The sequence below is a fragment of the Burkholderia singularis genome (assembly GCF_900176645.1).
Taxonomy (GTDB): Bacteria; Pseudomonadota; Gammaproteobacteria; order Burkholderiales; family Burkholderiaceae; genus Burkholderia; species Burkholderia singularis.
In genome coordinates this window covers 13,602-31,649 of the sequence record NZ_FXAN01000087.1, presented here as the reverse complement: position 1 = coordinate 31,649, position 18,048 = coordinate 13,602, and the positions used below count along the sequence as shown (strand labels likewise).

The 18,048-nt window shown below is 68.0% G+C and carries 13 protein-coding genes and 1 pseudogene; 3 read left to right on the top strand and 11 right to left on the bottom strand.

Translation table 11 applies throughout. The features are described from left to right. From BSIN_RS26115 to BSIN_RS19305, 4 genes and pseudogenes are all read right to left on the bottom strand, one after another. Positions 1–687 (bottom strand): annotated as a pseudogene (locus BSIN_RS26115) (hypothetical protein); the annotation flags it as partial. 117 nt (positions 688–804) lie between these two features. After that, positions 805–2,493 carry an efflux transporter outer membrane subunit gene (locus tag BSIN_RS19315; RefSeq protein WP_256583883.1) on the bottom strand — a complete coding sequence of 563 codons (1,689 nt, stop codon included), beginning with the start codon at positions 2,491–2,493 and terminating at the stop codon, positions 805–807. After that, the gene (locus tag BSIN_RS19310; RefSeq protein WP_089341646.1) at positions 2,493–5,621 is read right to left on the bottom strand and encodes a multidrug efflux RND transporter permease subunit; all 3,129 of its coding nucleotides are present in this window, start codon (positions 5,619–5,621) and stop codon (positions 2,493–2,495) included. Before BSIN_RS19310 ends, BSIN_RS19315 begins: the two co-directional genes overlap by 1 nt. An 18-nt stretch (positions 5,622–5,639) precedes the next feature. Further along, on the bottom strand, positions 5,640–6,809 hold the full coding sequence (locus BSIN_RS19305; RefSeq protein WP_089341645.1) for a MexX/AxyX family multidrug efflux RND transporter periplasmic adaptor subunit: 1,170 nt from the start codon (positions 6,807–6,809) through the stop codon (positions 5,640–5,642). A gap of 149 nt (positions 6,810–6,958) precedes the next feature. Here BSIN_RS19305 and BSIN_RS19300 point away from each other — a divergent pair, with 149 nt between their 5' ends. From BSIN_RS19300 to BSIN_RS19290, 3 genes are all read left to right on the top strand, one after another. Continuing rightward, positions 6,959–7,624 (top strand): TetR family transcriptional regulator, encoded by a 666-nt coding sequence (locus BSIN_RS19300; protein ID WP_089341644.1) that lies wholly within the window; start codon positions 6,959–6,961, stop codon positions 7,622–7,624. A gap of 194 nt (positions 7,625–7,818) precedes the next feature. Beyond that, positions 7,819–8,727, top strand: a complete 909-nt coding sequence (locus BSIN_RS19295; RefSeq protein ID WP_089341643.1) for a hypothetical protein — start codon at positions 7,819–7,821, stop codon at positions 8,725–8,727. A 412-nt stretch (positions 8,728–9,139) separates the two neighbouring features. Then, positions 9,140–10,576 carry a M23 family metallopeptidase gene (locus BSIN_RS19290; RefSeq protein WP_369828208.1) on the top strand — a complete coding sequence of 479 codons (1,437 nt, stop codon included), beginning with the start codon at positions 9,140–9,142 and terminating at the stop codon, positions 10,574–10,576. On the opposite strand, the gene BSIN_RS19285 is transcribed toward BSIN_RS19290, so the two are convergent. The 7 genes from BSIN_RS19285 to BSIN_RS19255 all read right to left on the bottom strand — a co-directional run bounded on the left by BSIN_RS19285 (position 10,561) and on the right by BSIN_RS19255 (position 17,866). Further along, positions 10,561–11,325, bottom strand: a complete 765-nt coding sequence (locus BSIN_RS19285) for an amino acid ABC transporter permease (RefSeq protein ID WP_089341641.1) — start codon at positions 11,323–11,325, stop codon at positions 10,561–10,563. The genes BSIN_RS19290 and BSIN_RS19285 overlap by 16 nt on opposite strands. A 2-nt stretch (positions 11,326–11,327) precedes the next feature. After that, a complete protein-coding gene (locus BSIN_RS19280; RefSeq protein ID WP_089341640.1) occupies positions 11,328–12,056 on the bottom strand; it encodes an amino acid ABC transporter permease in 729 nt (242 codons plus the stop codon). 166 nt (positions 12,057–12,222) lie between these two features. Further along, positions 12,223–13,038, bottom strand: coding sequence for an ABC transporter substrate-binding protein (locus BSIN_RS19275; protein ID WP_089341639.1), 816 nt, complete (start codon positions 13,036–13,038; stop codon positions 12,223–12,225). A gap of 192 nt (positions 13,039–13,230) precedes the next feature. After that, on the bottom strand, positions 13,231–14,172 hold the full coding sequence (locus tag BSIN_RS19270; RefSeq protein WP_089341638.1) for an ABC transporter permease: 942 nt from the start codon (positions 14,170–14,172) through the stop codon (positions 13,231–13,233). Then, positions 14,169–15,017 carry an ABC transporter ATP-binding protein gene (locus BSIN_RS19265; RefSeq protein ID WP_089341637.1) on the bottom strand — a complete coding sequence of 283 codons (849 nt, stop codon included), beginning with the start codon at positions 15,015–15,017 and terminating at the stop codon, positions 14,169–14,171. Before BSIN_RS19265 ends, BSIN_RS19270 begins: the two co-directional genes overlap by 4 nt. A gap of 209 nt (positions 15,018–15,226) precedes the next feature. Continuing rightward, positions 15,227–16,258: an ABC transporter substrate-binding protein gene (locus BSIN_RS19260; protein ID WP_089341636.1), complete on the bottom strand. Its 1,032-nt coding sequence runs from the start codon at positions 16,256–16,258 to the stop codon at positions 15,227–15,229. 303 nt (positions 16,259–16,561) lie between these two features. Beyond that, a complete protein-coding gene (locus tag BSIN_RS19255) occupies positions 16,562–17,866 on the bottom strand; it encodes an MFS family transporter (RefSeq protein WP_089341635.1) in 1,305 nt (434 codons plus the stop codon). Between the last annotated feature and the right edge of the window lie 182 nt (positions 17,867–18,048).

Here is an 18,048-nt window from a genome sequence, read left to right as displayed (position 1 = left end):
GTCGGCGAGCCGCGGCACCAGATCGATCGGACGCGTGCCGCCGGGCGGCGGCGCGGCGGGCATCGAACCGAAGGCGGGCGCGGGCGTCACGCCGCCATGCTGATAAAGCGCGTCCGGAAAGCGCGACTCGTCGAATTGCGGCGCGACGGCAATCGCGCAAATGCGCTCGGCCAGCGGCGTCGCGGCGTCGCGATACTCGGCGCCGTTGCGGCTCATCCCGTGAAAGACCAGCAACAATACCGACGGCGCGCATTGCGCGGGCCGATACGTGAAAACCGGCAGCGACGTGCCGCCGAGATCGACCGTCTGCATCGACGGGCCGATCGGAATGCCCGCCGACGCGTCGGCGGGCGGCGTCGGCTGCGCAGGCGCAGTGCTGCGCAGCATCCACGACGCGGCGAGCGTGCCACGGGTGGCGCTCGCGTGGGCAGGCTCCTCGGGCGCCGGTTGGGCCGGCTGCTGCGCCTGAGCAGGCCCGGCCAATTGAGCCGCGGCGGACGCCGGCATCCCCGCTGCCTGCGCCGAGCCGAATGCCTGAGCGGGCTGCGGCGTCTGCGCGGCGGCGGATGCCGGCGCCAACTCAGCCGCCCGCGCCACGTCGACCGGCTGCGTTGACTGCGCGAGCGCCAAGCCAAGCGGCGCGCCCAGCGCGACGGCCGCCGCCCATCGTCCGATTCGAATCGTCACTGCATTGCCCTTTCCGTCTGTTGAAGTGCGTTGCGCCCTGCCATCGCAATGGCGCAACCCGATACCTTACCGGATTTGGCAATTTTGCGTCGTCACCGTGGCGCACGCGGCCCGCGCCTATGCCGTGCCGTCCCGCGCCGAGCGCGACCAGCCGCCGCCGAGCGCGCGATACAGTGCGATTGCATTGGTCAAGCGCAACTGCTTCAGACGAATCAGTTCCTGGCCCGACTCGAACGTGCTGCGCTGCGCGTCGAGCAGCTCCAGATAATTCGCGACGCCGTGCTGATAGCGCCGCTGCGCCAGCTTCAGCCGCTCGGCGTCCGCCTCGTAGACGGCCCGCTGCGCAGCGAGCTGCGCGTCGATCTGATCGCGGGCCGCAAGCGTATCGGCGACTTCGCGAAACGCGGTCTGGATCGCCTTTTCGTATTCCGCCACCGCGATATGCGCGCGCGCGTCGGCCACGTCGAGGTTTGCGCGGTTGCGCCCGCCCGCGAAGATCGGCAGCGTCAGCTTCGGCGCGAACGTCCAGACGCCCGCGCCGGCCGAGAACAAGCCCGCGAACGTATCGCTGACCGAACCGATTTCGGTCGTCAGCGCGATACGCGGAAAAAATGCCGCGCGCGCCGCGCCGATGTTCGCGTTCGCCGCGATCAGCCGCTGCTCGGCCTGCCGGATGTCGGGCCGCTGCTCGATCAGATCCGACGACAACCCCGGCGCGATCGGTGCGACCATCCACTCGTCGAGCGGGCGCGCAGCGGCTGTGCTCGGCGTCGCGAAATCGCCCGTCAGCAACTGCAACGCGTGAACCGCCTGCGCATGCTCGCGCGCGAGCGCCGCGCGCGACGCACTGGCCGACGCGACGAGCATTTGCGCCGTGCGCAGTTCGATGGCCGTGCCCGTGCCGCTGTCATAGCGCCGCTGCGTCAGCGCGCGAGCCGATTCGCGCGCGGCGAGCGTGCGCTCGGCAAGCGCGAGTTGCTCGACGAGCGCGCGCTCCGTCACGTAAGCGGACGCAACCTCCGCGATCAGGCTGATGAGCACGGCGCGCCGCGCCTCGGCAGTCGCGAAATACTCGGCGAGCGCCGCGTCGGACAGGTTTTTCACGCGGCCGAACAGATCGATCTCGAACGCGCTCACGCCCACGCCCGCGCGATACAGCCCGCTCGTCGCGCTTTCGCGCAGCACCGGATCGTACTGGCGGGCGCGTTCATAGCCGAGATTGCCGTCGATCGACGGCAGCCGGTCCGCGCGCACGACACCGTACATTCCGCGCGCCTCCTGAATGCGCAGCGTCGCGATCCGCAAATCGCGATTGTTGTTGAGCGCGGCGTCGATCAACGCGCGCAACGACGGATCGGTGAAATACGTGCGCCAATCGTCAAGCCGCGCATCCGGTGCCCGCCCGGCAGCCATCGCAGGCTGAACGGCGGCCGCTTGGCGCTCGTGCGGCGGTTGTGCGGCATCGTGCGTTTGCCGCGCGGCGAACGCGTGCGGCTCCTCGGATGCGGGCCGCGCTTCAGACGGGTGCGCTCCGGCAGATGCCGACGAGGCATCCGGCGCCGGGCCGCCGTGCCCGGCCGGCGGCTGCGCGGCACCCGCGCCGCTGGCCGCATCCGGCGCCGGCGCCTGTTGCGCCTGTTGCGCCGGATACGCCGGATAGCTCACCGGCACCGGCGCCGCCGGCCGCTCGTAGCGCGGCGCGAGCGAGCAGCCCGCCAGCAGCGCGGCCCCGAGCGCGGCCGGCCACGCGCCGCGCGCCGGCGGCATCGCCGGGCCGCGCGGGCGGCCCGATACGCGTTTGATCATCACTGAGTCTCCCAAGCTCGCGCATCGCCGCGGCGGCGCGGGCGGACGTCGAACACACGGCCGACGCAGACGAAAAAGAGCGGAACCAGAAAGATCGCCAGCAGCGTCGCGCTGATCACGCCGCCGAGCACACCGGTGCCGATCGCCACCTGCGCGCCCGACGCCGCGCCGGACGCGAAGGCGAGCGGCAGCACGCCCACGCCGAACGCGAGCGACGTCATCACGATCGGCCGCAGCCGCAGCCGCGCCGCTTCGAGCGCCGCATCGACGAGCGGCGAGCCCTGCGCGACCCGATCCTTCGCCACCTCGACGATCAGGATCGCGTTCTTCGCTGACAACCCGATCGTCGCGATCAGTCCCACCTTGAAATAAATATCGTTGGGCATCCCGCGCAGCACGACGCCCGTCACGGCGCCGATCACGCCGAGCGGCACGACGAGCATCACCGCGAACGGAATCGACCAGCTCTCGTAGAGCGCCGCGAGCGCGAGGAACACCACGAGCACCGACAGCGCGAACAACATCGGCGCCTGCGCGCCCGACAGCCGCTCCTCGTAAGACTGCCCGGACCACGCGTGGCCGATGCCGGCGGGCAGCTTCGCCGCGATCCGCTCGATCGCCGCCATCGCGTCGCCACTGCTGCGCCCCTCGGCGGCCGAGCCGTTGATCGTAAACGACGGGAAGCCGTTGTAGCGGGTCAACTGCGGCGGCCCCATCGTCCAGCGCAGCGTGGCGAACGCGGAAAGCGGCACCATCTCGCCCTTCGCGTTGCGCACGCGCAGCTTCGTCACGTCGTCGGGATCGAGCCGGTGCTGCCCGTGCGCCTGCACCACCACGCGCCGCACCTGCGCGCCGTGCATGAAATCGCCGATGTAGTCGGAGCCGAACATCACCGCCAGCGTCGTGTTGATCTCGTCCATCGACACGCCGAGCGCCGACGCCTTCGCGCGATCGATGTCGAGCTTCAGCTGCGGCGCATCCTGCGTGCCGGCGAACATCAGGTCGGTCAACGCGGCGTCCTTGCGCCCCTCGGCAAGCAGTTTCTCGCGCGCGGCGACGAGCGCTTCGTGACCGAGTCCGCCGCGATCCTGCAAACGCAAGTCGAAGCCGCTCGTCGAGCCGAGGTCGGGCAGCGCGGGCGAATTCATCGCGAAGACGGTCGTATTCGGCGTGCCCGCAAAGCGCGCGTTGATCCGCTCGACGATCGCCTGCACCTGGTCGTGCGCGCGCTTGCGCAGCTTCCAGTCCTTCAGCATGACGAAGATCATCCCGCCGTTCGGCCCTTCGCCGTACAGATTGAAGCCGCCGAGCGCGAACGTGTACGCGCTCGGCTCCTCGCTGCGCACGTATTGCTCGACGCGCTGCACGCTCTTCATCGTTTCGGTCAGCGGCGTGCCCTGCGGATGAATCACCATCACCATGAAGTTGCCCTGGTCCTCGTCCGGCAGAAACGCGCTCGGCAGGTTCGTGAGCAGCAGCGCCGCGGCCGCCGTCAGCGCGCCGTACACGGCAAGCCAGCGCAGCGGCCGTTTCAGCACCGCGCCCACGCGCTGCGTATAGCGGTTCGTCGCACGCGCGACGAAGCGGTTGAACCAGCCGAAGAAACCGTTCTTGTCGTGATGGTCGGCGGCGACGGGCTTGAGCAGCGTCGCGCACAGCGCGGGCGTCAGCGACAGCGCGAGAAACGCCGAGAAACCGATCGACACCGCGAGCGCCAGCGCGAACTGCCGATAGATGTTGCCGACCGCGCCGCCGAAGAACGCCATCGGCACGAACACCGACGTCAGCACCACCGTAATGCCGATGATCGCGCCGCTGATCTGCTTCATCGCCTTCACGGTCGCCTCGTAGGGCGGCAGCTTCTCCTCGACCATCAGCCGCTCGACGTTCTCGACGACGACGATCGCATCGTCGACCAGGATGCCGATCGCGAGCACCATCCCGAACATCGTCAGCACGTTGATCGAAAAACCCGCGGCAAGCATCACGCCGAACGTGCCGAGCAGTGCGACGGGCACGACGAGCGTCGGAATCAGCGTCGCGCGCAGGTTCTGCATGAACAGGAACATCACGGCGAACACCAGCACGCCCGCCTCGATCAGCGTCGTCACGACCTTGCTCATCGACACGCGCACGAACGACGACGTCTCGTAGGGAATCTGGTACTTGACGCCCGCCGGGAAGTACTTCGACAGTTCGTCCATCGTCGCGCGCACGCGCTTTTCGGTGGCCACCGCGTTCGAGCCCGGCGCCAGCTTGATGCCCATGCCGACCGCCGTCTTGCCGTTGACGAACGACGGATAGTTGTAGTCGCTGCCGCCGAATTCGACTTTCGCGACATCGCGCAGATACAGCGCCGAGCCGTCGGCGCGGGCGCGCAGCGCGATCGCGCCGAACGCCTCGGGAGTGGCCAGCGGCGCGTCGGCGAGCACGGTCGCTGCGATCGGCGCGCTATCCGGCACCGCGCTGCGGCCAATGTCGCCGATCGTCACGCGCGCATTGTGCGCGCGCACCGCCGACGCGATGTCGGAAGCCGTCAGATTGAGCGCGGCCATCTTGAGCGGATCGGGCCAGATCCGCATCGCGTATTCAGCCCCCCAGAACTGCACCTTGCCGACACCGTCGACACGGCGCAACGCCTGCACGACGTTCGCCGATGCGTACTCGCCGAGCTGCACGGCCGACAGCCGCCCGTCCTCCGAAGTCAGCGACACGACGATCTGCGTGTTGTCGGCGGCCTTCTCGATCGAAATGCCGTCGCGCCGCACCGGCTCGGGCAGCCGCGATTCGACGGTCTTCAGACGGTTCTCGACATCGACGGCCGCCAGATCGGCGCTCACGCCCTGGCGAAACGTCAGATACAGCGCCGCCTGGCCGACGCTGCTCGTCGCCGACGTGTACAGCAGGCCGGGCACGCCGTTCATCTCGCGCTCGATCACCGCCGTGACCGATTCCTCGACGACCTGCGCGGACGCGCCCGGATAGGTCGCATAAATGCTGACCACGGGCGGCGCGATGTCCGGATACTGGGCCACGGGCAGCGCGCGGATCGCGAAGATGCCCCCCATCATGATGAATAGCGAGATCACCCACGCAAATATCGGGCGATCGATAAAGAATCGAGCCATGATCGAAAACGATGCTTGTCAGATTGAGCGCGGCGCCGAAGCCGGCCGCGCGGCGGCGGCGCGCTCGAGCGCCTTCACGCTCGCGCCCGCGTCGAATTGCGCGGCGTCGCTCACGACGACGCGCTCGCCGCCGGCCAGCCCGCGCGTGACGATCCAGTCGCCGCCCTTCATTCGCGACGCGTCGACCGCCACGTCGCGCACCTTGCCGTTTGCGTCGACGACCTTGACGCTCGCGCCGTCGGCCGTGCGCAGCAGCGCGTCGCGCGGCACGAGCACCGCCTCGCGCTCGATCGCGCGATCGAGCGCGAGGCGCACATACGCGCCCGGCAGCAATTCACGCTCGGGGTTCGGGAAAAGCGCGCGCATCGCGACCGTGTCGGTGGACGGATCGACCGCGAGATCCGCAAACAGCAACTTGCCCTTGCGCTCGTACACGCTGCCGTCCGGGCGGATCAGCGTCACCTCGACGTCCTGCTGCGCGATGCCCGCCGCGCGGCCGCTTTTCACCGCGCGCCGCAGCGCCTCGACCTCTGCGGCCGGCTGCGAGAAGTTCACGTAAATCGGGTCGAGCTGCTCGACGGTCGTGAGCGGCGTGGCCTGATCCTGGCCGACGAGCGCGCCCTCCGTGACGAGCGCGCGGCGCGCGCGGCCGTCGATCGGCGCGGTGACGCTCGCGTAGCCGAGCTGCAACTGCGCGCGCGCCAACTCGGCGCGCGCGGACGCGACGGCGGCTCGCGCCTGCCGCTCGTCGGCGAGCGCCTCGGTATGGTCGCGCTCGCTGACCGCCCGGTCGCGCACCAGATCGTCGTAGCGGCGGCGCTTGTCCTTCGCGGCGAGATACGCGGCCTGCGCCTTCTCGAGCGCGCCGGCCGCCGCGTCGCGCGCCGCCTTGAACGGCGCGGGATCGATCCTGAACAGCACGGCGCCGCGCTTGACCTCTTGCCCCTCTTCGTAGGTTCGCGCCGTGACGATGCCCGCCACCCGCGCCCGCACTTCGGCCTGCCGGTACGCGTCGAGCCGGCCCGGCAACTCGACCGTCAGCGGCACCGGCGTCTTGGCGGCCGTCACCACGACCGCCTCGCGCGGCGCAGCCGCGTCGCCGCCTTCGTGTTTGCCGCAGCCGGCGCTCAGCGCCGCGACGGCGAGCGCCAGCCAGATTCGGCGCGTGCGCGCCCGTCGGTCTGTCATCGTTTTCCTCATGATTCGTTCGACCCCGCGCGAACGGGAGTCGGTTAGGGCGATCGATTATAATCAGTCACGATTGATTAAATACTCCTGATTGATAGCCTGTCGTAAGAAAGCGACAACCATTCGAAAACCAGGGAGAATCGACCCACATGGCCCGCAAAACGCGTGAAGAATCACTGAACACGAAGCACCGGATTCTCGACGCCGCCGAACTCGTGCTGCTTGAAAAAGGGATCGGGCAAACCGCGATGGCCGATTTCGCGGAAGCGGCCGGCATGTCGCGCGGTGCGATATACGGGCATTTCAAGAACAAGATCGAGGTGTGCGTCGCGATGTGCGACCGGGCGTTCTCGCGCGCGGTCGCGGGCTTCGAGTTGTCCGATGAGCGGCCCGCGCTGCACACGCTGCGCCTGGCCGCATCGCACTATCTGCGTCAGTGCGGCGAGCCCGGCTCGATGCAGCGTGTGCTCGAAATCCTCTACCTGAAGTGCGAGCAAAGCGACGAAAACGCGCCGGTGCTGCGCCGGCGCGCGCTGTACGAGCTGCAAACGCTCAGGATCGCCAAGGCCCTGTTGCGGCGCGCGGTCGCGTCGGGCGAACTCGATGCCGCACTCGATATCCATCTCGCCGGCGTGTATTTTCTGTCGCTGCTCGAAGGCATCTTCGGCTCGATGATCTGGACCACCCGTCTGCGCGGCGATCGCTGGCACGACGCCGACGCGATGCTCGACGCGGGCATCGATACGTTGCGCACGTCCGCCGCGCTGCGGCTGCGCAACGCCGATGCGCCGCTTCGGCACGCGTGCGCGGACTGACGGAGGCGACACAATGGCGGGCGGGCCGAGGCTCAGGCTCTGCCCCGAGCCCGCGTTCAAGCCCAAGCTCAGCCCCAAGCCGATGCGCCGCCAAGCGGGCCGCGTCATTTCGCGCCGAGCCGCCCTTTTTCGCTCGGGCGGCCCGCAGCGGGCATCGGCGCGCGTATCGTGCATCGTCCGAATTCGAGGCCCGCATGAAACCATCCGCACTCTGCCCGCCTGCACTTGCGCCTGCGTGCGCTCCGCCGCCCGCCGGGATCGCGCGCGGCGCGCCCGCGCCCGCGTCTCGCCCGGCGCAGCCGACGGCGCCGCCGAGCGACGCGAAGCTTTCCCGCCCGAGCGCCAGACAGATCATGGATCTTCCGGCAGAAATCCTGACGAAAATCGCCGACCACGCCGGCCCGGACGGGCGCAAAAGCATGCGCGTCGCTCACTCCCGGTTGAAACAGGCCGCCGAAAACAACGCGGCGCTGCTGATCACGGGCCGCACGGAGTTGCAGCAATTGTTGTCGAGCGGGCATTTCAGCCGCCCCAAGAAACTCACGTTGATCGGCGATTACGAAACAGGCGATCTCGACGCGCTGCCGGCCCGTATGCGCGGCGCGTCCGTTCACCTCGGGCGTTTGCCGGGAGAATGGGACGGCGCTTATCTGAACCGGCTCTTGAGCGCCGGCATCCGGCCGAATCCCGCCGCCCACGCGGCGGGATTGTCGGCGTTGCCGGACGAGCCCGGCTGGCCCTATTTTGAGCGTCTTCATCGGCTTGGCGTGAGCGCGGGCCATGCAGCAGCGATCGCGGGCATCGACGTCCCGGCCCCGCCTCGCACAGAGAGATTCCAACAGGCGCTGTTCTTCCAGCAGCACGGCTTTGAAGCAGCCGAGGCAGCGGATCTGGCGGGCGTGCCGCAGGAGACGAACTTGATCCGGCGGCTCAGGCGTACAGCGCGGCCCCCGGAGCCCGTCTCCGCGCGATTTGTCCAGACGGTTCAATGGCGCGCGCGGTCCGATCCGCGCTACGCGGACTTCGCCGCGCGGCTGGGGCTCGGCACCGACGCATCGCCACCGCGCGGCGGCAAACCCGGTCTGCGCGAAGGAGGACGGTAAGCCGGTAAGGCGATTCATCCGGCTCACCAGCGGGCGGGCGGCGGCAGCCGACGCCTGCCGCCGCCCGCGCGGCCCTTTCGAACGGAACGGCGCGGCGCATCGAATGCGCGCCAAGTTCCACACCCGGACAAAATCGCCCGCCTTCAGGAACAATTGCGCGCATCATACTGTCACTCAGTACGGCGTCGATTCACCCGGCGGGTTTCAACCCTCCGGAACCGAGTCACCGTTCGGAGCGGACCCGATCCGCGTCGCTGGGCCGAACGGGACGTAACGGGGCACGATCACGAGGATCGTGCCCCGTTACGTTGAACGCCTTGCACTGCCGGCTCGCCTGGCGCGAGTCTGTCCGCAGCCGCATGCCCACCCCCTATTCGATCGAACCACGCATTTTTAAAGGATGTGGATTCTTTTGGCCAAGCCATCCTTGCATACCGTTTCCGCCGACCAAACCGCGCACGCCGCCGGATCGTCGGTTTCGCTGCCGCGCTCGCCCGCATTCAAGCGCAAGTTGTCCACCGCCAGTGCGCTCGGCGCGCTGATCGCGTTCGGCATCGCCACGCTGCCGGCGGTGTCGAAGCCGCCCGCGGCGTCCACGCGCGATGCCGCGCGCGCGCCGCAGCGCGTGTTCGCCGACGCGCCGTTCCCGAGCGCGCAGCGCTATGTGACGGCCGAGCTGGAGCAGATCGTCGATCAACGCGCGGCGCCAGCCGGCGCTCAGGCGAGTGCCGCGTGGCCCGACCTGCTGAGCGGCGCGCTGCCGGCCGGCGCCGGTTTCGCGCCGTCCGGCGCGGCGCGGCCGGGCCTTTTCGCGCCGCTCGCCGAACACCGCAACGAACTCCTCGGCTACGACACCGGCGCGTTCTCCCTCGCCGCGCCGGCCTTTACGCCAGCCACGAGCGGCGTGCGCACCGGCGCGATCGAGCAATCGTTCGCCGATACGCTGAACCAGATCGATCTGCCGCCTGAAGTGCGCATCCAGATCGGCGATCTGGTCATGAATCGCGTGAAAGCGCATGCGAGCGCGCAGCCGGGCGACTATTACCGGATCGCATTTGATTCCGCGCCGGACGCGGCTGCACCGGCCGCGGCCGAGGCGCCCGATGCGGCCGCGCCGCACCGGCCACGCGTGGTCGCGCTCGATCTGCGCGTCGCGGGCCGCTCATTCGGCGTGCTCTGGTTCAAGCCGCCAGGCGCGACAGCAGGCGCGTACTACGCATTCGACGGCCAGCCGCTCGATGCGCCGTCGCTTGTCGAGCCCGTCGTCAGCACCCGCATCAGTTCGTACTTCGGCGAGCGCATTCATCCGATCAGCCAGGAGTGGCAGATGCACACCGGCGTCGATCTCGTCGCGCCGGCCGGCGCGCCCGTCGATGCGGCGGGCGCCGGCGTCGTGTCGTTCATCGGCACCGATCCCGAAGGCTACGGCAAATACGTCGTGATCGACCATCCGGATCGGACGTCGACCTATTACGCGCACCTGTCGGCGTTCGCGCCCGGGCTCGAGGTCGGCATGCCCGTCGTCCAGGGGCAACGGATCGGCGCGGTGGGCTCGACGGGCGCGGCCACGGGCCCGCACCTGCACTTTGAGGTCCGCATCGACGATCAGCCGGTCGACCCGCTTGTCGCGCTCGCGAACGCGCAGCACACGCTATCGGCGATGCAGCTCGACGCGTTCCGGCGCGTGGCAAGCGAGACGCGCCTGCGGCTCGCGGCGAGCGATACGCGGCAGCCCGGGCTTGCGCGCGTCGACGCGCCGCTGTGGTCCGCTTTCGCGATCGGCACGACCGGCGCGCCCGGCACATCGACGCTGCGCGCGATCTTCGCCGCGCATTACGCAGCGTCGTGACGCTGCCATGAAGCGCGCGCATCGGATGCGGCGGCGCTTGCCGCGGCCGGACGCTCCGGTGCGGCCGGCTGCTCGCGGCGGCGGCGCGCGAGCAGCCGTGTCGCCGCGAAATCCAGTGTCGTGCAGAGCACCAGATAAATGACGCCGACGAAGAAGAAAATCTGCGCGGGATACACCATCAGCCGGTTGTTGATCTGCGTCGCGACGAACGACAGCTCCGGCACGCCGACGATATACGCAAGCGACGTGTCCTTCACGAGCGACACCCACTGATTGACGAACGACGGCGTCATGATCCGCACCGCCTGCGGCAACAGCACGTAACGAACCGTTTGCCAGCGCGTGAGCCCGAGCGACAGGCCCGCCTGCCATTGCCCGGCTCCCGCGGCGCGAATGCCGGCATGCACCGAATGCGCAAGATAGGCGCCGCCGATCAGCGACAGCGCGCTCACCACGGCCGCGAGCCCCGGCACATCCGCATGCAGCAGCACCGGCAGCAGAAAGTACGTCCAGAAGATCAGCATCAGCACCGGAATCGCCCGGAAAAATCCGATCACGACGACGAGCGCGCCGCGCACCGCGCCGCTCGACAGCGCGAGCGCCACGCCAAGCGCGACGCCGAGCACGGCCGACGCGAGCGCCGACGCGATCGCCAGCACGAGCGACAGCGCGGCGCCGCCAAGCGGGCCGTCGGGAAACGCGCCGATCAGCAGATACGGAAGATTGTCGAAGAGTATCGACCAGTCCATCGTCAGCGCCCCGTGAATACGCGCTCGCGCCGCATGACGCTCCATTGCGCGAGCGCCTCGACGGCCGCGACCGCCGCGATGTACAGCACGCTCGCCACGCCGAACGCGGCGAAGGTCTGAAACGTCTCGGTTTCGACCTGCCGCGACGCATATGACAGCTCCGCGACGCCGATCGCCATCGTCAACGACGAATTCTTGATCAGATTCATGTATTGACCAAACAGCGGCGGCAACGCGATGCGCACCGCCTGCGGCAGCACGACGAAGCGAAACGTCTGCTGCGGCGTGAGCCCAAGCGCGCTCGCCGCATCACGCTGCCCCTGCGGCACGCCGCGAATGCCCGCCTGAAACTCCTCGGCGACGAACGCGCTGGTATAGAGGCTCAGTCCGATCCAGCCGGCGACGAATTCGAACGACGGCCACTGCACGAGCGTGACGCCGCCCCACGTCCATGCATGCCGCGCGTTGAGCCACGCCATCGCGTGCTCCGGCAGCAGCGACGCCACGCCGAAATACCAAAACAGCAGTTGCACGACGAGCGGCGTGTTACGAAACGCGACAATGTACGCCGCGACGATGCGCCTTGGCAGCGCAGCCGTCGCATCGCGCGCGAGCGCGAGCGCAAAGCCCACGAGCGTCGCGGCCACGGCCGCCGCGAGCGACAAACCCAGCGTCAGCAGAAAGCCTTGCCACAGCCACATCAAATACTTCGGAGCGAGCCAGCCATCCATTTCGTTTGCATGGGCCGCCGGGAAGCGGCCGTCGGTTCATTCGCAAGCGCCGCGGCGCGCATGCATATGGCGCGCGCCGCCGCATGGCGTGCATGAGCACGCATCGTCGATCAAACGCCGGAGCGGATGCCGGGATCGAACGTCCCGGCCGAACGCCAGATCCGGATCAAGTCTTGTCGCCGATTTTGAAAATGCGCGCGAGCGGCGTCTTGGTGGCCGGGCCGAACCACGCGTCGTAAATCCGCGCCGCTCGCCCGCTCGATTCGAGCCCCTTGAGCGTCTCGTTGACGAACGCGACGAGCCGCGTCTCGCCCTTCGGAATGCCCACGCCCATGTAGTCGCTCGAAATCACGAACGACGACACTTCATAGTTCTGCCTATCCGGCACGTTCGCCAGCAAGCCGATCAGCTTCGGGCCGTCCTGCGTGATCGCCTGCACGTTGCCCGCGCGCAGCGCGGCGAACGCGAACGGCGTGTCGTCGTATGCGACGATCGTTGCCTTCGGATACTTCTCGCGCACGACGATCTCGTTCGTCGTGCCCTTGTCCGCGCCGATACGCAGCGCGTTCAGTTGATCCGGCGATTTCAGCACGCCCTTCTTCGAAATGAACTGCGTGCCGGACGCGAAGTACGGAATGCTGAAGTCGATCTGCTTCGCACGCTCGTCGGTGATCGTGAAATTCGCGAGCACGAGATCGACCTTGCCCGACGTGAGGAACGGAATGCGATTCGCGGGATTGGTCGGCTGCAGCTTCAGCTTGACGCCGAGCTTGTCGGCCAGCGCCTGCGCGTAGTCCACGTCCAGGCCGACGATCTGGTTCGTCTTCGGATCGACGAAACCGAACGGCGGGTTGCTGTCGAACGTCGCGACGCGCAGCACGCCGGCTTTCTTGATGTCGTCCAGACGGTCCGCGTGTGCGGCGGCATGAGCCGCGATCAGCGAGCAGCCGACGAGCCAAGTAGCGAGTGTCTTGAGTTTCATTGGTGCAATCTCTCTGGTGGAGCCTTGTGGTTTATCCGCCGGGCCGGCGCGCGACGCGCATCGGCCCGGGAATCGGCGCAGCGGCGTCGCCGCTGCGAGCCCGTCACCGTAACAGTGCATGCACCCTTTTCGAACCAATAAATGCTGCTGTACTCAGCAATATTTCTGCTATGACGCGCCCGCGCGCCACGCTCAATGCTGCACGCCCCAGCGCCGGACCGTCACGCGCTCGAGCAGGTCGAACACGCCGTGCTCGGCCAGCAGACCGATCACGATCACCGCGGCGAGCCCGGCGAACACACGATCGGTATAAAGCTCATTGCGGTTCTGGAAGATGTACCAGCCGAGGCCGCCGCCGCCCGCGTTCGCGCCGAACACCAGCTCGGCCGCGATCAGCGTGCGCCACGCAAACGCCCAGCCGACGCGCAGGCCCGCGAGAATCGACGGCAGCGCGGCCGGAATCAGGATCGCGACGACGTGGCGCAGCCCCGTCAGCCCGTAGTTGCGCCCGACCATGCGCAGCGTCGCGGGCACGGCCTGGAAGCCCGCGAACGTGTTGAGCGCGAGCGGCCAGAGCACCGCGTGGACGAGCACGAACAGCAGACTGCCGCTGCCGAGGCCGAACCACAGCAGCGCGAGCGGCAGCAGCGCGATCGACGGCAGCGGATTGAACATCGCGGTCAGCATCGTCAGCAGATCGCGGCCAAGACGCGTCGACACCGCCAGCGCGGTCAGCGCGAAAGCGCAGCCGACACCCAGCGCATAGCCGCGCAGCAGCACCGACAGCGACACCGCGATCTTCGCCGGCAGCTCGCCGCTCGCGACGCCTTGCACGAATGCGAGTGCCGTCGCGCTGAACGTCGGCAGCAGCAGATCGTTGTCGAGCACGCGCGCGGCGATTTCCCACAGCGCGATCAAGACGATGGCAATCGCCGTCTTGCGCAGCCAGCCGGCGTCGCGCAGGCGGCTGAGCAACGCACGGCAGGCGGCACGCGCGGGCCGCCGTGCGGGCCGGCAGCCGGCGCACGGCGCGGCATCGCGGACGGCGCCGGCCGCGTCGGACGGCGCCGGCGCGGTTTCATCGAGCGCGATCTCATATTCGCGCCGCACGGGCGGTAGCGGCCTCGCGCTCATGCGCGGACTCCGGCCCCGGTCTCGCGGGCGTCGTCGCCATTGCCGTCGCCGAACAGCAACCGATGAATCCGGTTCGCCGCTTGCTGAAAATCCGCACGGCCGACGCTGCCGTCGTCGAAATGATGGCTGTTGAGTTCCGCGCGCACGCGCCCCGGATGCGGCGACAGCAACAAAATCCGATTGCCGACCACGAGCGCCTCGTCGATCGAATGCGTGACGAACAGCAACGTGAAGCGCGCATCGTCCCACAAGCGCAACAGCTCCTGCTGCATGCGCCGCCGCGTCAATGCATCGAGCGCGGCAAACGGCTCGTCCATCAACAGCACGCGCGGCTCCAATGCGAGCGCGCGCGCGAGGGCGACCCGCTGCTTCATTCCGCCCGACAGCGTATGCGGATACGCATCGGCGAATGCCGACAGCCCGACCTTTTCGAGCGCCTCGCCCGCGCGCCGCGCCGCTTCGCCGCGCGGCAGCTTCCTCACCGCGCGCAATGCGAACGCGATATTCTCGTGCACCGTTTTCCACGGCGGCAACTGATCGAACTCCTGGAATACGACGATGCGATCGGCACCGGGGCCGCGCACCGGCTCGCCCGCGAGCGCGATCGTGCCCTCGACGGGCGCGATGAAGCCCGCGATCGCCTTGAGCAACGTCGATTTGCCGCAACCGGACGGGCCGAGCAGCACGAAACGGTCCGCTTCATAGACGTCGAAACTCACGTGCTGCGTCGCGCGCACGACGCGCTCGCGGCTGCGGTATTCGAGCGTCACGCGATCGACCGCGAGCAGCTTGCTGCTTGCCGCGCCGCCCAACTGCGGCAACAGGAGGGGCGCTTGCGCCGCCATGCATTGCACTCCATCGAAGTCCGCCGGAATCGATCGCCCGCGCGTCGCGCAAAAAAATGCCCGCTGCGCGAGCGGGCGAGAATCCCAGTCAAGGAGGTGTCACACGAACTACGGGTTCAGAATAAAACCCGCCGCCATTGCGCACAACGAAGCATTTTCGATATCGATATCGTCCGCGCCGCATTGCGCGCACGGTGCATGCGTGCCGCTCAACTGCCCTGCGCCGTCGCGGGATCGTCGAAAAAATAATCGCGCCAGGTCTTGGGTTCGTTGCGGATCGCCCCCACCCGGTGCATGAACGCCGCGAGCGCGAACGTGTTCTGCGGCGCGACCATGAACTGCACCTGCGGATTCTTCACGATCTTCAGCAGCAGCGCGCGGTCCGCGTTCGTTTGGTTCACGCGCCGGTACGCATCCACCGCGCCGTCCGGATTCGCCTGGACGTAGCGCGCGGCCTGCTCGAGCGCGGCAACGAACGCGCGATAAGTCTTCGGATTGTCGCGCCGGAAACGTTCGGTCGCATACAGCACCGTCGCGGAACTCGGGCCGCCCAGCACGTCGTAGGAACTCAGCACGACGTGCGCGTTCGGATTGCCCGCGAGTTCCTGTTCCTGAAACGGCGGATTGCCGAAATGCGCACTGATCTCGGTGCCGCCTGCGATGATCGCCGCCGTCGCGTCGGGATGCGGTATCGCTTGCGTCAGCTTGTCGAGCCGGTTGTATTCGCGATCGCCCCAGCGCTGCGCGGCCGCGAATTGCAGCACGCGCGATTGCACCGATACCGTGACCGCCGGCACCGCGATGCGGTCGCGATCGGTGAAATCCGCGATCGTCTTCACGCGCGGCTGGTTGCTGACGAGGTAGTACGGCAGGTTGCCGAGCGACGCGACGCCCTTCACATTCTGCTTGCCGCGCGTGCGGTCCCAGATCGTCAAAAGCGGCCCGACACCCGCACCCGCGATGTCGATCGAGCCCGACAGCAGCGCATCGTTGATCGCCGCGCCGCCCGACAGCCTGACCCAGTCGACGTCGATCGAAATCCCCTCGGCACGCCCGGCCTGCTCGATCAAATGCTGATCGCGCGCGACGTTCAGCAACAGATAGACGATGCCGAACTGCTCGGCGATCCGGATGCGCCCTTCGGCGCGGGCCGCCGGCGCGGCCAGCCATGATCCCGCCGCAAGCGCGGCAACGAGCGCGGCCGTGAACGCGCGCCGCGCGGAAAAAACGATCCGTGCCATGAAATCCCCCAAGCCATGCTGTCGAGACAGCGAATCTAGTGGCGGCGCGGCGTGCGGGTCAACGAAGCAAATTCGCTACGCTTATCGGCTGGGGCGATAACGGCGGGCAAGCGCTCAAAGCAGCGCGTCTGAAAAAAACGGCGTTTCGCGCTGAAAGCGAAACGCCGTGTGATGTGAAAACGTGAAGGCGCAAACGGCGTGAAACGCCGCACATCCGCGCAGCGCGGCATCCGGCTCAAACACGGCCGCCCGTGCCGTTGCCGACCGCATGAGCGTTCGCCCGGCGGCGGCCGCGCGCGGGCGTCACGGTTCGTTGCGCAAATACCCTTCCTTGCCCGGATCGCGCATCCGGTACGACACCACGAGCGAGATCGCCGCCAGCGCCGTGACATACCAGTAGAACATCGATTCGCTGCCGACCGACTTGAACCACAGCGCGACATACTCCGCCGTGCCGCCGAAGGCCGCGTTCGCGACCGCATACGACAGGCCCACGCCCATCGCCCGCACTTCGGGCGGGAACATCTCGGCCTTGATGAGGCCGCTGATCGACGTATAGAAACTGACGATCGCGAGCGCGACGATCACGAGCCCGAATGCCGCATACGGGTTCGTCACGCCGCCGAGCGCGTGCATCAGCGGGACCGTGCAGATCATCGAGCCCGCGCCGAACAGGATCATCGACGTGCGGCGTCCGATCCTGTCCGACAGCGCGCCGAACGCGGGCTGCATCAGCATGTAGACGAACAGCGCCGCTGTCATCACGTTGCTCGCCGTTTTCGCGTGCATGCCCGCCGTATTGACGAGGTACTTCTGCATATACGTCGTGAACGTATAGAAAAGCAGCGAGCCGCCGGCGGTGAAGCCCACCACGGTCAGGAAAGCGCCCTTGTGCTGCCAGACGCCGCGGATCGTGCCCGCGTCCTTCGCCTTGCGCGACGCTTGAGTCGACGTCTCGTCGAGCGACTTGCGCAGATACAGCGAAATCAGCGCGGCCGCCGCGCCGGCGACGAACGGGATGCGCCAGCCCCACGCCTTGAGTTCGTCGCTGGACAGCACCTGCTGCAGAATCACGAGCACAAGAAGCGCGCAGAGCTGGCCGCCGATCAGCGTCACGTACTGAAACGACGCGAAAAAGCCACGCCGCCCCTTGAGCGCGACCTCGCTCATGTAAGTCGCGCTCGTGCCGTACTCGCCGCCCACGGACAGCCCCTGGAACAACCGGGCGACAAGCAGCAGGACCGGCGCGAGCGCGCCGATCTGCGCATAGGTCGGCAATGCCGCGATCACGAGCGAGCCGCCGCACATCATCAGTACCGAGATCATCATCGCGGTACGGCGGCCGTGCTTGTCGGCAATCCGGCCGAACAGCCAGCCGCCGATCGGCCGCATCAGAAACCCCGCCGCGAACACGCCCGCCGTGTTCAAAAGCTGCGTCGTCGCATTGCCGCTCGGGAAGAACGCCGGTGCGAAATACAGTGCGCAAAACGAGTAGACGTAAAAATCAAACCATTCGACGAGATTGCCCGACGATGCGCCAACGATCGCGAAAACGCGTCGCCGCACGTCGGACCGCGCGACGGCGGCATGGTCGAGTCGATCATTCATGGGTGGTCTCTGCGGGTTGAAATTTTCTCGAATTGCCGGCGATCGACGCATCGGCCCGGCCGAACGCGCCGGTGATACCGGTTCCAGCGTCGCGCGCTGCGATTTTAACGAAATGTAAGTTGGCTGAATGTACGGGATGGTCCGGATATCGCGCCGCGGCCGGCGGCTATTTCGGCCGCCAT